Consider the following 15629-nt stretch of genomic DNA (forward strand, 5'->3'; position numbering starts at 1 on the left):
CTAATTTTTCGAATCCTTCAATTGTATTTGAGAATGTAAGATGTCGCTTACTAAGTACGATACCGCGAAAATTAGTTGCTTGTGCTACATGAGTCTCTTTGGCGATATCTATACCCACAACAAGATGAGATGTAGAAATTCGTTCAATGCGTTGATTTTGTCCGTCTGTTTGTTTAAACTTCATAGTAAGAGCGCCTCCTTGATGTATTGGGTTAAAACCCTTCGACAAATCCATCATACCGAGGTGCTCCTTTTTTAACAAAGCCCAAATCTTAGGCCTTACAGGAATGTTTAGCTCAGTCGTTGCCCCTTTCCAGCTTGTGTTTTAAATTCATCTAATTTAATCAGTTGTTGAGAAAGGTTTTCAGTTACGTATAACAATACAAGTTCTTGTCATCATTCGGCAAACGATATATGTTCTTGTCATTGCTTTTTGACAAGAACATATATCGTTAAAATAAAAAAAGCCGCAACTACGCGACTTTTAAGCTTATATGTTCTTGTCACCCGACATCATACACCATATAGCATTTCTTTTCTGCAAAAAATTTATAAGAAGTTTTCGACGTCGTTTTGAATAATTCCTTCCACTATTAATCATACGTTTCTTTAATAAAAATAAACAAAAAGGAGCTGCTTCACGAAGCAAGCCCCTCCCTCAACTAATAGTTCACGTTTAGCGGAATACGCTGCCGAAACAACAGCGCTCAATGAAAATATTCACTCTATCGTATATGTCAACTTCTATCCTCTGCCTATAATAAATAGTAAATTTCTTTTCCTGTCAGCCACTCTTTCCACATTTCTACTTTTCTTTCTACGTGATCTTTAATCCAACCATTTCTGACCGAATCACGTATAAAAAACGCATAGCACAGGAATATACTCATAAGAATTAGCCCTTCAACGTATCTTAAGCTATCCTTGGAAAATGGGGCTTGTGAGGTGTAGCCCTTCAGAAATATATCCCGCTGTTTGCTTTCCATAATCGTAGATGCGCTGCCGATATCGAATAAGTAATGACCATAGCCGCATAGGCAAAAATCGATAAAACAAGGCTCACAGTTATCAGTGATGATGATATTACCCCGCTGAATATCTGTATGGATCAACCCCCAAGCTCCATCGTGAGAGTCCAGTTCCCTCATTATTCCCTTCACCTGTGTCAGCACTTCGATCATGATCCCGTAATGTTCCATACTATAAATGTCTACTTCAACACCATGCCTAAGTTTCTCAAGCGTATTATCGATTTTTTCCACTCCGTATACTGGTCTATTTAATTTCTTTAAGGCCGCACTAGCTCGAGTGAAGAGATGAAATCGTGCAAGCGTGACTCCAATTGCGTACACGATTTCATCCAAATTCTCTTCATTATGAGTAAAAGTATCCCCATCAATCCACTCGAGCAGCGTTGCATAAATATCCGCGTCCATATTCTCCAGGCGACATCCCGTTACATACTTCCCGAATCTATTCGCAACAGGCATTTGTACCCTCAACACTCCATTGAGCCCCAACTCCTGCAGCAGTACCGTCTCGGATTCCAACCCATCCAGCGTATGTTGAATGCCGTAAAACCCTTCTGTAACGGACGTATGGATCCGCAGTAAGAAGGAGCAGTTATTGCCACGGTCGGTTACTTTATATGTTATATTTTCGTTGTGCCTCAAGAACTCAAATACTGGATCTATAAACGAGTAGCTCTCGAGCACTTTTCGGGCTAAACATTCGTAATTCACCTTGTTCACTCTCCCACCACAATATGAATCAACGAGATACAATACATTATTTAACGCTTTTGTAAGGAAAGGGTTTACAATATTTAAAACTCGCAGTTTGGCGGTTTATTACTTACTGAGAGCTATACTGAACTATAGTTGAGCTGATCGCCCAGAAAAGAAAACAGGCGATGGATCGGTTCCATCGCCACGCTATAGTTCTCCAACAGCTTAACGTAAAAATGGCTATGGATAGATATTTACTAGTTAAGTTTAATAGTCTTATCAAAGCAGAATGAATCTTTGTCATAGCCATTATGCTCATAGAAAGCATGAGCAACTGTTCGCTTCATTCCGGTACATAGAATAATACTGGGTATACCTCTGTTTTTTGCATAATTTTCAGTGTATCGTAACAGTTCAGTGCCTACCCTATGACGCTGAAAATCTTTTTTAACAGCAAGGCCGGTTATATGGAGATAACCATTCGGAGACCCTACTGCTAATCCATGAACGATTGATATGAAACCAACAATATGATTCTCAAGTAGTGCTACAAACGTTTTGTAATTGCCGGCTTTGGTCATCTGTTCCATAGATACTTGAAAGTTCTCATCTGTGACCGTGCGCACTCCAAGTACATCATTCCATAAGACAACAACTTCATTATAATCATCTGCTGCGATTTCCCGGATTTTAGTTTCCATCCTCTACCCCCGTTAATAAAAATATTCGCAATCAGTGGTTAATACTATCGTTCAATAATCCCGGTAGTAATCTTCATATTTGGGGAGTAAGTGAGGAATACATCCTTACTGAAAACTTTTGACAAGAAAGATTCCAGCATAAATTCTTTCTGAGCTTCATCAAAAGTAGCCCCTCGATTCAACAAATTTGTAATGAACAACTTTTCTTCCCCGGGATCCGCACCGAAGCCATCTTCCTTAAGAGAGTTATATAGTTCATTGTTCTTTTCAGCGGCACAATTGGGATCTAAAAAATTTACCCTGTCGCTGACTCGGCACTCGATTTGCCTGACTCCAAGTCGACTTAAATAAATAGGCACTTTTATACCTACATTACCATCTTTCCCACTTCGTTGCGTATCTCTTTCAAATAACTCTTGAAGAAATCCTAATTGTACCATATCTGATGGATAGATCCCGTCTAGATAATAGCTTGCCATATTTGAGATCCAGTGTGTTTCAAAGCAAATAATCCTGCCTCGATCCACCAAACAATCTGTCATCTTTTGAAGAATCTCCCTCGGGTTTTCAACATGCAGTAAGAAGGCGTGGCAAACTACGATGTCATACTGCTGATTAAAATCCATTTCTTGAATATCACCGAGGATAAATTCAGTTTTGAAAGGAGCTTGTTGAAATATCTCCTTTGCGTGTTCAATTAACTTGCCACCAGCGTCAACACCTGTATAAGTGGATCCTTCAGGGAGCAACGGCAATAGTTTGGTTCCTAAATATCCGTATCCACACCCAAAATCGATGATTCGGACAGGGGATGTGATTTTCCAAACGTTAGTTAGTAGGAAATTTAAATAATCATCATTGTAATACAACCATCTAGTCTTGCTTAAATAATTAAATTTGCTGTCCCAATAGTAACCGTCCATTTGAATAACCCCATTCAGCGCAAAATTAAATCTAATAATCATAACACACCACTTTTGTGGCTTAAACGATCCATATCATTTATATTTTGCGCCGCGGTCGCATAACTACAATACAATATATTCCAAAAAAAACAATAGACTTATGTTGATTTTTTTTGTATAGTAGTATTTATCCATGGCATTTTTAGGGTTGTCCAAACCGGCACAATTGAGTGCCGGTTTATTTGCATTAAACTACCAATAATAGGAGGAACATCGAACTAAACTACCAGTTAGCTTAAAACCATCCCCAGGTTGCTTTATTTTCTTTGAACATTAGCTGTAATTATTATGCGCATCCCAGTGCTATTCGCTCTTGAAGCTTTCGAATTGATTTTTCAACCAGTGCTGATTTTGATTAGCAATGTATTGTTCCATTTGAATCAATTGGTTAACTAATTCGTTCTTTGTTAGTTGCATATACCGTTGTTTGACGCGAGTTATGTCCCTATCCTGCTTTATTTGCTTAAACGAATCCAGATCACTTGCAATGGGAACCCGAGAGCTCTTACGCGGCTTATAAAGCAGCTTTGCTGATATGTGTTTTGAAAAGTATGCGTGCAGCTCTTTATTCTTACGAATAGTGTTTGGATGGATGCCGATTCCTTCAGCGTCGATTTTTTTCGATTTATCTGAGACAGTGCGATACGAAACAGAAGAACCTTCTTTGACTAGTAAGTCAATCGCCTTCACCCCAAGTTCAAATGAACGCTTCTTCTTTTCATCGTACAATGACTGAAGCCATTCTCGTTCATTTGTTTGAGGAGATACGGATTTTTGAAACATGCAACTCATCCTTTTGTGTTTTTTCTATCAATTGAATTTCCTTCAACTCGATTTTAGCTCGATTCTTTACAATCTTCATCTTTTTTGCTTCAATAGGCAAACTAAGTTTTTCAAACCGCTTTTCACTTTCATCGGCCCAATTATAAAAAGATTCGATTTCATCTTTAAACTCTGGTCTAGGCACCTTCGCGCCACAACCAACACAAGCCATTTTTGTTGGGCAAATAGAGTCAATCGTACATATACCTCCAACAACTTTAGACAAAGTACCTACCTTCTCACGATAATCTTCAAAGCTCATCAGGCCCTCTAAGAATACCTTTTTGAATGTCGATATATGAGATCCAGTTTTCATGAAGTGAGTTCATAGATTCCGAGACTTGTTGTGCAGTTGGAGCTGAATAGTAAGAAGTTGCTTCTATATCCTTTTGGTGAAGCAACGTCTTCACAATATCAACCGGTATCTTCTCGGTTTGAACTGCATGAGTGGCAAATGCATGCCTTAGAAGATGAGCCTTTAAGATAACTTGACTGCCTTCTGCAGACTGAATAACCATACCATGTAGAAGAAAGCGAATGATTGCATTAATTGAAAATACGTTGATATGTCTGGACTGGTACTGAAAAATATACCTTTTCTGTGACATCAAATGTTTTCTGCTTTCTACATCATACTGAACTTCAGGTATTGTATCGGATTTATAGGACTCTTTAAGCATCTTCAAAATTTCGGTCATAAACTTAAAGACTTCTTCTGGCATATAATAGTTCTCAGGTTCTTCTCTTCCTTTTGGGATTAAACGGAAGATATAGTTCTTTCTAGGTGGACTAACGCTCTTATCAACTGTCACCACACAGCAGTCTTTATCATAACTGATCTGCAGCAACTCATTCATTCTGGCACCAGAGGATGTAATAATATCCAGTGCGAACTTGGCGAACATACATGCTACGTAAATGGGCTCTATGTTAATTAAGAGCTTGTTCGTTATCCTTGCGGTTCGAGTGGTCTCAAATCCCTGAATTAATAAACCAGGATTACGAGGCAAGAAAGGTGCATTTTTGCCTCCGTCTTCTATCTCATAACCCCAATGATTGAGATAATTCACGGCTTTTTCCCGATGTTCGTCTGAGATATAGTCCGTTGCCCAATGTCCGAGCAACTTAAGCTTTAGAAGATCTAAGAACCATGGTCCTTCCCCTTCCGACCCGTCCTCCAACTTTTCAGCTTTAACGAATTCAAGAACGCAGTCGTCATCACTGAACTCCCTGTAACTCTTCTTCTCGCCTTGAAACTGTCCGAAACCTTTCAGGTCTCTGAGAATGAAATACCATCGTTCCCCGACATATTCGGACTCATCATAATGAAATTCTATTGGTAGCGGTATACGTTGCTCTCTAACGTCTGCAATTGCTGTTCGAAAGGCTTCACGTAGCCGGCTAATCTGATTCCATCTCAAATGTGCCTCAGCCCTAATTTCAGGCAATAAGGGCGTAACGGCCGAAGTGTCTTCTTTCCGCTTGGTTTTTGCGTTAGTAATGGCCCTTGTGCGTGCGCTAAAATCTCGATTGTCGTAAGGTAGACTAGGTAGCATATACGCGGAAAGTTCAGCCTGCTTTTCATCACTGAATTTCGTACCCAACCACTTTTTCAGGTTAAACATAAAGGTGTTGTAGCCGGTTAATATCGATTGCCGTTGTCGATCAGAATGATTTGAAAGAATTTGTCCTGTTACATACTGTTCCACATGAGTTGGTAACAATTCGACCATGGCCGAAAGCTTAAAATGGCTGAATAAATCTCGGAATCGTGCATTCAATACACTTGTAATATTCATGATAGATTGCGGCGTCAAATTGCGGTCAGATAGGCACATCAGCGCTAAGGCAAAGTGATTTGCCCACGGTTGTCCAGCGCATTGACGAACAAAATACTTGATGTTTTTTCCCTCGACTTTTTCCCAGTAATATTCTCCATTCGGATCCATAAGCAACAACAGGTCCTCCGGTAAATGACCATAAAGTAGGGCTCCCCAGGGTTTGTCTTTTATTTCTTCTAGTAAATTCATGGCTGTCAACACTACTGTTCCATCCCTTCATAAAACTCATTTAACCAGTCTTGCTTGCCTTCGGAGCTCAGCAGATCAATTTCCGTCTGAAGTGCTGGTTTTGCGATCTGTGAGCGTGTCTTGGCTGATTTGAAGTATTCCTTTTCTCGTATCATATAGCTCTCCTGAAGCTTTTCATGTAAATCTCTGAACTTCTCCTCATCTTAATAATGCTCATACACATTTAAGGTGTCTGGGTCTCGCCATTTCATATACTCAATAAGCTGTTTCTTTTTATCTTCGATTTGTGCAGCCGTCTCCGATTGTTCATAGATACCACGAAGCATAGAGGTAACAAACCAGTGTCTTGCTTTATGCGGGTTTAGTTTAACTCCGGCGTGCTTTGTAATCGTAGCCCAGTTTGAATAGAACGCTGAGTATGTGTAAGGAGTACCTCTTATCGATAAAAATAGCGGTTCAGTATCAGGCAGGTCGTTGAATTTCACTTGCGTCTGGGCAAATAGACGTCGCTCTGAGTTCACGTATTTGATCAATAATTTCAATGTTTCCGGAGAAATACGAATGAATTTGATTCGTCGTTTAAAGCTGCCTTTATTGGTAGCAGCTAATTCATGAATATCAGATCGCTTTCGGTAGTCACCTACAGTCAGTTCCAATACTTCAGATATTCTTGCTCCTGTTTCAAATAAGAACCGGGAAATCACTTCATCACGTAACCTCCATTTATAAGCTTCGCCAGCCTGATATATGCGATATGGCAGGTCCCAATCACCGATGATCTCTGGAACCCATTCTTCATTGATGATCTTAAAGTAAGAATCCGTTATCTTTCTAAAAGAGAGAGGTTCCTCTGTCCCAGCTGCCTTAGGCATTCTAGGTCTTCCTTCTCTTTCTCCAGGGAGATCACTTAGAGTGTCCTTGAACTCCAAATCTATAAGTGGATTGGCGTGTCGATATCTCTTTAAGCGAACCATAACCTTGTAAAAACCTTTTATGGCTGATAAGAAGAGCTGTACCATTTTGGAACTTTTACTGGTTAAGTAGACGCCTTCATGAGCGTCTCTACCCCGGATCTTACAATGCATTTGGTTTAGCAAATACTGCCGCACGGCTTCCTTAACGGCTTCTGGTTCGTCATTCCACCAGACAGTCCGACTCTTGTAGTGACTTTTATATTTAAGCCAATAAAAGAAAGGTTCCAAGTTATTTAAATATGAAATTACAGAACTCTCATTAATCCTTTTAATCTGATCATGATAGAAATCTGTCAAAGGAATGAACGCCTCTTTTGCATCATCAAATACAATCAGGCGATACTTACTCTCAACTCCCTCAGGACAGTAAATATGAAAGAAAGAAGCCATTTTCTCCTCCTATTTATTCACAAAAAAATAGACTATTCCATTTCTCAAAACGGATGTCCAAATATGGTGTGTAACACTATAAGAAAATACAGTAGATTCATAGGTTCGTCAATAGAACTTAGCATTTAGTATTACATTGTATTTTATACATATGTTACAGTAAAGCGGTAAAGCATTAAATTGATGTTTGCTCGTCGTCGACCTTCGTCGGTTGACATGAACTTGATGCGTATTATATCTCTCCTTTCCCTTATCTTCATATACGAAGCAATTAAGTTAAAAGTTAATTCTAATCCGGATAATCAACCCGCGGTGCGATAAGCGCAGTTGCAGTTGCTCGAGCAGTTGCAAGCTCAATAACCTGGTTCTTCTGAATATTCACCCTCAGTGTGATTGGCCGGCTGCAGAGATAAACATCATGCCTCCGCATCTATTGAGTTTTTGTCTGACCTGATAATAAGCCTTGTTTCATTCGCCACACTTTAACAACATCTGGTATAATTAAGATAACTATAGATAATTGGTGAGGTGCTCCATATGCCCGATCTATTAAAACGATCTCAACTTGAAATTGAGCTTTCAAATCCTATGCTATCCGAGAAAGATAGAGTTAAAGTGTTACATAGACTCTATAAACTGGACAATAAGGCCGATTTTGGTTTAAAGCTCATAATGCTCGTTACTTTCGTGGCTCTCGGGTTTGCAACATATGTTATAACTCAATAACTTCTTAAGAGGAAGGATGAATAAATGACCCTAGAGTGATCATCAGCAACGTCCTTTGTAACGGTTCCTCCTCGTTATACCTACGGGTTCGTTTTGGCGGATGGTCGATATTGGTGTTTTATTCAAAGCCTGGAACCCTGATCTTTATGCGCTCACTTTCATCGGGCTAATTCTCAGTCAACAGACTGCAACTGACACTCCAGCTTTTCATCAAAATGTTGGTTCGCCACATTCGATCGGCACGCCGACAACTATGGCCGGAGGAACGGATCACACGTGCTGCCGGCAATGCTCAATGCGCTGGGTCTGATGTCCTACGGGGCCAAGTGATCCGGGAATTGTAGGACAAACGACAACACCGGATGGTCATCCCCCCTAATTAGCGTTGCCCGCAGATCCCGTCTAAGGAAAGCATTTACCTTACGGATCTGCGTCATGAAATGCGCAGATGTTTTGTTGATTTATATCCTATCAATATATCTAGCGAACTTTCCATATGGAATGAGACAATCAATTTGAGCAATACATTATTTGGTTTTTTCCGTATCTTTTGTCCTCTGGAGGGTGAGCATGAGAATTACGTGGTATAATATAAAAACTTTATCTCCAAAAAGTATACCTAATGCAATAACAAATTTTTTTGTCACTGAATGTACTATTTGTGAGTCTCTTACCGGGTTTGCAGTAGTCTGTACAACTGAACAGCCATACAAGATCACACATTTATATTGTGATGGTTGTGGAAACAATCTTGCTACTATAGTTGGTGGAAATGGTACTATTTTATCCCCAGTATTAACAATGTAATATAAGCCCGCTCAACAACACATAAGCCCTTCCTTCGCGGTGCCTCAACTATAAGGAAAATTTAAAAAGGAAATTTCCATAAGATCATGTGCTTTACTTAACGAGGGCATGCTTCATAGAACCGTTATTCTGTGAAGTAAAATTTGTTTCTAGCGTAGAATCCCTCTTTTTTTGTTTGTCACCTGACAAGAACATATATCGTTCGCCGCCATTCGCACAAAAAAAAGCCGTCAATTTATTGACGACGACCCCCTTTAAAATCTAAGTTTTGACACATAACGATCAATTTGTTGTTGGAGTTGCTTATTTTCTTTGCTTGGGTTATCAAAAACATTCATTGCAACTTTCATTGGTGTAAACGACTCCATACGATTTATTTTTCTCTTACTGCGGACAGCACAATTTGGACATTTGTAATCCGTGAATCTAATTGTGTCTCGCCCTTGTTGAAGTTGATAATATTCAATTGTTTGTGAATCATCTATTGTTGGCATCGTCCAAAAGCTCGACCTGTTTTATTGTGAGATCGAACCACCCTTTATCGTTCGGGTGAAGCTTGGATGATGGTGTGCAGACAACGATCCGCTTTCCACTACTCACTCCTTGAAACATGATTTGCTTCCTGTTAATTGTTGAAAGGGAACAGCCGTACTTTTGAGTTATCTTGTTAACGACGATTTTCTTGTCAGGAACAGACATTTCAAAACCCCCATATGTCGTATTTTTCCATATCATAACATACAGTTACTTGGTTTGTACTTGACAAATGAACAGCTAACAACAAGCTGTTAGCCCAACGCGGCTAAACGTGGTTGCATTACTTGTTTCTGCCTCCTGGCACAAAATCATTTCGGCACCATCTGACAAAGTTGGTTGAATGGGTTAGATAAGTCTTTGCGGTTTTTTCCTTTAGGATACCTGTTTTCAGTTGCTCCGTTACTTCTTTCTCATACTGCTCATACAATAACTCCAATTGCTTGATAAAGTCCTGAGATGCTTTCATTCGGTTCAGCTCCCTTGGGATAAGTATTAAGCCCATTATACTGAATTGGAAGCATTTGCATAAGTAATTGGAACTATGTGATTCGACATATGTGATTGAAGTATGTAATAAAAGTGTAACCTTCATGCTGCGTGATCCTACCCCTGATCGCGGAGAAGCTTCATGCTACATCGTTTTCTAAACAATAATTCTATAAAATGCCATTCACAGTACGCAACAAGATTCTCTCTTCGGAGAGCGTATACCCAAATGAATCTAAGACCATGACGTAGACTGTTCTCTATGATAAAACCTCCTGTAGTTGAGTTGATATGTAGCTAAGTACTTTAATTATTAGGATTAACCTTCGATTGTTGTATGGACTTCACCTTGTACTTAATTTATTTTCTCTCGGTGATACTCATGAAGTTGGGAAATCTCGAGCGTCTACCCCTGCTGCATAGGGCTGCGGAAAAATTGGTGTAGCGGTTGATACCGATTAACCACTCCTTGCAAAATAAAAAGCTCCCGGTTTTCACGGCAGCTGCAGAATACTAAATCATTTTACCTGACCCAATCGGAGTCGAGGAACGCTTATCTAACTAATATGTAGACTGTAAAATCATTAAAGCACACATCTGTTTCTAAAACATTCGTTGGAGTAGACTTGAAACGTATAGCGACTGGTAGAGTAACTGGTGGAATTCTTATAATCCACGGTTATAATGTTCTCACCGTCTACTGCATTGAATTGAACCCAAGTAACATCTTTAATTTTACTAGGAACAACTGATGGCTTTATTTCTTTTCCGTTTAACTTGTAAGTATCTCCGCTATCCGTTGGTAACATAAATTGCATCTTTATAGTCTGCTGCGTTATTACACTGGCGGTTTGACCATGATTAATTTGAAATATCTCATCTGGGGCATAATCTGGTAAAGAATAACTTGCTACAAAGATATCATATGTTTTGCCCGAATTTATTGGCTTCTTTTCATTACTACCGCTAGCGATATTATTGTTGCTAGTAGCGTTACTTGGTTTTGATACTCCAACTGAACTAGGAGCATCATGACCACTTTTTCCTCCGTTACCATAGCAGACCCATCCTTGACTTGTGGGCTATCAGAGTAAGCGTCAAACAGCCCCCACCTTGTCTTCAAGTTGAGGGCTGTTCTATATTTTTATTCAGATTTAAACACGCGACAAGTCACGGGAGCAAGCCGTCCAGCACTTCCGAATCTTTAGGATCGGGAAGCTGTGGTAGCTGCTCAAACAGGTACATCAAGTACTTAAAGGGATTCAGTCCGTTCTCTTTCGCTGTCTCGATCACACTGTAAATTATGCTACTTGCCCTTGCGCCGCGAGGCGTATTCGCAAATAGCCAGTTTTTCCGCCCGATGACAAATGGTTTAATTGCACGTTCGCTGCGATTGTTGTCAATCTCCAGACGCCCATCTTTCAGGTACGCCGTCAGCTTATCCCATTGGTTTAGACTGTAAGTAATCGCTTGTCCAAGTGCACTCTTCGGCAACGTGCGGGATCGCTGCTGACGCAGCCATGCCGAATAAGCATTCAAAATAGGGAGACTGCGCTCCATTCGAATAATATAACGTTCTTCCGATGTGACATCCTTCAGCTCTCGCTCAATAGCAAATAGCTGATTACAAAACTGGAGTCCCTGGTGAGCAACCGTTTCGGGCTTGTCTGAAGGAGGCAATGCTTTCAGCGCTTCATCGAATTTTCTGCGTGCATGAGCCCAACATCCGATGAGCGTTACATCCTTCACTTTGTGATAACCGGCGTAACCGTCTACATGAAGATAGCCTGCAAATCCAATTAGAAAGTTCCGAGGATGCTCGCCACCGCGTGTTGGGCGGTAGTCGTACAGCACGATCGGTGGACCGATGCGGCCTGTTCGGTACAGCCACAGATACGACTGTGCTTCTGCGGACTTACCAGGTTCGCGTAGTACTTGAAGTGTCGTTTCATCCGCATGCAAGATGTCTTGGCTGAGCAGATGCTCGTGCATACGATCCGTGAGCAGAGTTAGCCACTGGTCCGCGCCGTAGATCATCCAGTTTGCCAGCGTCTGCCGTGAGATCGTAAGACCAAGGCGTGCAAACTGCTGCTCTTGTCGGTACAGAGGCTGACTGTCCACATATTTCTGACTCATGACATACGCGATGATGGAGGCAGAAGCGAGACTTCCAGGATAAACAGGTTTTGGCATAGGTGCCGTTACGATGGGCGTACGAATTTCTTCACGTTCACAATGCCTGCAAGCATACACTTGCCGAACATGCCGCACAATTTTAACTTCTGCGGGAATAACTGTGATTTCATTTCGCGTCTCCGTACTCATTTCATGAAGCGCGCCGCCGCAACACGTACAAATTTGCTCTGCCTCTGGCAGCGTATAGCTAATTGTTTCCACAGGAAAGTGATCCAGCATAGCCTCGCGACTACCGACAGACTTCTTGCGACTGTAGGTTACGATCTCGACAGTTGGCTCTTCGGAGGCAGGCGTGGAAAGGACTTCGGCTTCATTGAATAAGTCCATCGCGATTTGATCTGAATCCGTTTTCTCGCTTGAGGCACCGAAGCGCTTTTGCTGAGCAAGACGAAACTGCTCTTCGTACCAGCTAATCTTAGCCGTCAGCTCGGCATTCTGCTGTTCAAGCTTAGCCGTTTTCTGCGAACATAGGCGCGCGCCTTGCTTGAAGGCTGCTGCATGTATGCGATTTATGGGTAAAAAATAGGCTCCCCTCATGAGGGGAGCAAGGCTAAATCATGAATTGTTAACTCCAGCATGCTTGAGACAGCAAAGACGAGAAGGGGCGGTTTACCGCAAACCCTTCTTTTTTCATTTAGACACCCAAGTCTGGAATCTTTAGGTTTGTACATTCAGATTATTGATTGCGGCTACTGTGTAAGGTTTTTTTCGTTTTCCATTCCTATTTTGCCAATTGTTTCGCTAAGGAAACGGCAACTTTCAATTGATCCGAACCCGGCTTCCCGGAACTCAATGAGGAAAGCAGCTGCGTTCTTGGCGCTTCGTCCATCCTCTTCACAATTAGCTCCGCTGTGTTCGGATCGCTCTTGAGAAGCTCGGTAATTAAAGCGGCCGCATTGGCGGCGGGCAGCTGATTGTATGTACTCACGAGAGTATCGATAGGCTTCTGCGCTGAGTCTATTTTATCCAATTGCACAGTAATTTGGGGTAGATTGTCGTCCGTTACGATCGCTGGAACCGAACCGAGTACCTGCAATAACTTTGCGGCATCCTTTGTTTGCATTTTAGCCAAAAGAGCGGCCCTTTGGGGTTGTGACATCCCCAGCATGACTGTCAACTGTTCCTTTAATGGAAGGCTGGATAGTAAACTCCCGGCCTGTGCGACCGGCATTTTATTGAACGGGGCAGCCATATCCGCAGCACTTTTTAAGAAAGCGGCACTATCGTGAGACGGGTCTTTCGCCGGAGCAGGCGATGAGTTTCCCCCATTGGCTTGAGAAGTGGTCACGACAGTTTCGCTTGGAATAGGAGTGGCCCCCGTTCCAGGATTACTCGCAGACGGCGAGGGATTAGCACCCGAGTCTTGACCGCTGGCTGGAGGGACCGGCTTATTTGTGGGCGACGCTTTCTTAGGGATAAACTTGCCCATGAGCGAACTGCCGGAGGATAAAGCATTATGGCCGGCGTTGATCATCGCGGATGCGAACGTATCGCTATTCCCGGATTGAACGAGAAAATAAAAGATTCCTAGTAGCATGGAAGTGAAAAGCGCGGGGATCAACATAAAATAAACAAATCGTTGTTTACCGCTAATGGCTTGCCCGTCTTGCACATTGAGATTTCTTCCCATCACAACTTTCCCCCAATCATTCATTACGAGGCTTTCGGCAGCCTGGCGGCCCTATGAATGAGATTCACTTAGGCCCGTGGCTTTGCGTCCCTGCCTTTCGGCAAGTTTGCGATTGTCGAAGTATGATGCAATTCGGATTTGCTCCTATCTTATAACGACAACATTAAGATTTAATGAGAAAAAATGGTCATTCGGTCGACAAAAAGCCCCTTTCCGCATCCCGCATTGGGATTGATATAGTCTCAATGCGGAGTGGTTTTTGGTCTAGTTCTCTTCCGTTTCTTTCTTAAGCTTTCTTCTTTTCTCTCATCCTAGATCTTACTTAGTCCTTGCATGAGCACTTTGGATCTAAATTCATCTTCTCCTCGGCTTATCTGGTTCTCCATTAATCGGGATGTGTTCAAATAGCCAGGCGTACCTACGCGCCCCGTATATCTTCTTTGGGAACTAGGATAAACCTTCCTTTTTCAACAAATTAATTAATTTTCTTCAACGAAATTTTTGTAGCAGTTGATATCTCCAAAATGGTTGCAGTCGGTTTATTTTTTATGAAATTATATATAATAGCGTATTCTTCTGTGCAAGATTCGCAAACACCGTTGTTCGTTACAGGAGTAAGTAGACCGCATAATTTGCATAATTGATTGTTTGCCATGTAACTACCTCCTAGGGAACTGATAGCCTCTCGCTACTCTACTAGTATAGTATATAGCTGCAATAAAACATAATATTCATCGAAATACTTCACAGATATCAGTTCAATTCAAATTTTGCTATAATATTTTTTTCTTCGTTGTTGGGTTGGTAGCACGATAATTGGAAAGATAATTGTTGGGATCATTAACCATAATATTGCGCCTCCCATTGCTAATAAACTTAACCAAAAGCCAATATAAATATTTGCTATTAATAATGGATAATTAAGGCTCCTTAAAAAAGTAGTCTTGCGTAAATAAATACTTGCAAACAGAAAATAACCTGTTACAACAGGAATACATAAAGACTTGTATTTAATAACTTCTTGATAACTCGGTTTTCCATTTTCATTAAAAAAAACCGTTCTTATCAGCATATGGCATTATAAAAAAGATCAAGTATATCGCCACGGACAGTGATACTAATAATACAAGAGCATTTAATTTGTGATTTAATACAATCAACTTGATTCTTCTATTTAAGATGATGGTCACCATCCATTTGTTCTTTGTATAATTTTTTTTGATTTCGTGTTTGCGCCAATTTCTTATAACGTCTTTTTTGCGAAATTCACAAAATATTATGCTATCTGGACAGTGAAAAGTTCTAACGCTTAAGAAGTCAGCAAATTGGCGTCAGAATCAGACGTTTCTTGCTTGGAACGAATTATTTTGGTTATGGATAAGTGCGGGTTTTGAGCAAACATCCGAAAAATAGACTTGCGCAAATATGCGGCAACGGTGGCCTCGGAAACAACTGTATGGGATGGGGTTCGCAAATAGCGAAAGAACAGAGCGGGAACACGACCGGAATAACGCAAAGCAATCAGTTGCAGGAGGCCCATAGCGATGCATTGGCACATGACGAATCCTTCCATAGCCTGAAGGGTCAAGCGAATCCGACGTTGGGCTTGTTCGTCTTTCACTCGTTCCAGCGGATGGG

The 15629-nt window shown here is 41.2% G+C and carries 15 protein-coding genes, 2 pseudogenes and 1 riboswitch; of the genes and pseudogenes, 1 reads left to right on the top strand and 16 read right to left on the bottom strand.

Annotated features, from left to right (window positions below):
• From G519_RS46135 to G519_RS46140, 9 genes and pseudogenes are all read right to left on the bottom strand, one after another.
• A pseudogene (locus G519_RS46135) lies at positions 1–184 on the bottom strand (IS110 family transposase); the annotation flags it as partial.
• A 571-nt stretch (positions 185–755) separates the two neighbouring features.
• On the bottom strand, positions 756–1742 hold the full coding sequence (locus G519_RS0135085; protein ID WP_029198575.1) for a phosphotransferase enzyme family protein: 987 nt from the start codon (positions 1740–1742) through the stop codon (positions 756–758).
• Positions 1743–1984: 242 nt separating this feature from the next.
• A complete protein-coding gene (locus G519_RS0135090; protein ID WP_029198576.1) occupies positions 1985–2428 on the bottom strand; it encodes a GNAT family N-acetyltransferase in 444 nt (147 codons plus the stop codon).
• 44 nt (positions 2429–2472) lie between these two features.
• Entirely contained in the window at positions 2473–3351 is an 879-nt protein-coding gene (locus G519_RS0135095) for a class I SAM-dependent methyltransferase (RefSeq protein WP_029198577.1), read from the bottom strand.
• A gap of 345 nt (positions 3352–3696) precedes the next feature.
• Positions 3697–4176 carry a hypothetical protein gene (locus tag G519_RS0135100; protein ID WP_029198578.1) on the bottom strand — a complete coding sequence of 160 codons (480 nt, stop codon included), beginning with the start codon at positions 4174–4176 and terminating at the stop codon, positions 3697–3699.
• Positions 4142–4477 (bottom strand): hypothetical protein, encoded by a 336-nt coding sequence (locus G519_RS0135105; protein ID WP_029198579.1) that lies wholly within the window; start codon positions 4475–4477, stop codon positions 4142–4144. The genes G519_RS0135100 and G519_RS0135105 overlap by 35 nt, the downstream gene beginning before the upstream one ends.
• Entirely contained in the window at positions 4467–6257 is a 1791-nt protein-coding gene (locus G519_RS0135110; protein ID WP_029198580.1) for a site-specific integrase, read from the bottom strand. Before G519_RS0135110 ends, G519_RS0135105 begins: the two co-directional genes overlap by 11 nt.
• On the bottom strand, positions 6257–6400 hold the full coding sequence (locus tag G519_RS52680) for a hypothetical protein (protein WP_244280326.1): 144 nt from the start codon (positions 6398–6400) through the stop codon (positions 6257–6259). Before G519_RS52680 ends, G519_RS0135110 begins: the two co-directional genes overlap by 1 nt.
• Before the next feature lie 48 nt (positions 6401–6448).
• Entirely contained in the window at positions 6449–7609 is a 1161-nt protein-coding gene (locus G519_RS46140; RefSeq protein ID WP_244280327.1) for a tyrosine-type recombinase/integrase, read from the bottom strand.
• Positions 7610–8905: 1296 nt separating this feature from the next.
• On the opposite strand from G519_RS46140, the gene G519_RS50825 reads away from it, so the two are divergent.
• A complete protein-coding gene (locus tag G519_RS50825; RefSeq protein ID WP_127528299.1) occupies positions 8906–9142 on the top strand; it encodes a hypothetical protein in 237 nt (78 codons plus the stop codon).
• Between the two features lie 254 nt (positions 9143–9396).
• Here G519_RS50825 and G519_RS50830 read toward each other — a convergent pair whose 3' ends face one another.
• From G519_RS50830 to G519_RS51165, 7 genes and pseudogenes are all read right to left on the bottom strand, one after another.
• Complete coding sequence (locus G519_RS50830; RefSeq protein WP_127528298.1) at positions 9397–9636, bottom strand: hypothetical protein; 240 nt, start codon at positions 9634–9636, stop codon at positions 9397–9399.
• A complete protein-coding gene (locus tag G519_RS0135125) occupies positions 9620–9841 on the bottom strand; it encodes a hypothetical protein (RefSeq protein ID WP_029198582.1) in 222 nt (73 codons plus the stop codon). Before G519_RS0135125 ends, G519_RS50830 begins: the two co-directional genes overlap by 17 nt.
• A gap of 118 nt (positions 9842–9959) precedes the next feature.
• Entirely contained in the window at positions 9960–10145 is a 186-nt protein-coding gene (locus G519_RS0135130; RefSeq protein WP_029198583.1) for a hypothetical protein, read from the bottom strand.
• Positions 10146–11335: 1190 nt separating this feature from the next.
• The gene (tnpC, locus tag G519_RS46145) at positions 11336–12898 is read right to left on the bottom strand and encodes an IS66 family transposase (protein ID WP_244280328.1); all 1563 of its coding nucleotides are present in this window, start codon (positions 12896–12898) and stop codon (positions 11336–11338) included.
• Positions 12899–13082: 184 nt separating this feature from the next.
• A complete protein-coding gene (locus G519_RS50835; RefSeq protein WP_029198584.1) occupies positions 13083–13991 on the bottom strand; it encodes a magnesium transporter MgtE N-terminal domain-containing protein in 909 nt (302 codons plus the stop codon).
• A 33-nt stretch (positions 13992–14024) separates the two neighbouring features.
• Positions 14025–14112, bottom strand: a riboswitch (cyclic di-GMP riboswitch).
• Positions 14113–14466: 354 nt separating this feature from the next.
• A complete protein-coding gene (locus G519_RS0135150) occupies positions 14467–14646 on the bottom strand; it encodes a hypothetical protein (RefSeq protein ID WP_029198585.1) in 180 nt (59 codons plus the stop codon).
• 654 nt (positions 14647–15300) lie between these two features.
• Positions 15301–15629 (bottom strand): annotated as a pseudogene (locus tag G519_RS51165) (hypothetical protein); the annotation flags it as partial.

Origin of the sequence: Paenibacillus alginolyticus DSM 5050 = NBRC 15375 (genome assembly GCF_000422905.1) — a bacterium.
In the GTDB taxonomy this organism is placed as follows: Bacteria; Bacillota; Bacilli; order Paenibacillales; family NBRC-103111; genus Paenibacillus_E; species Paenibacillus_E alginolyticus.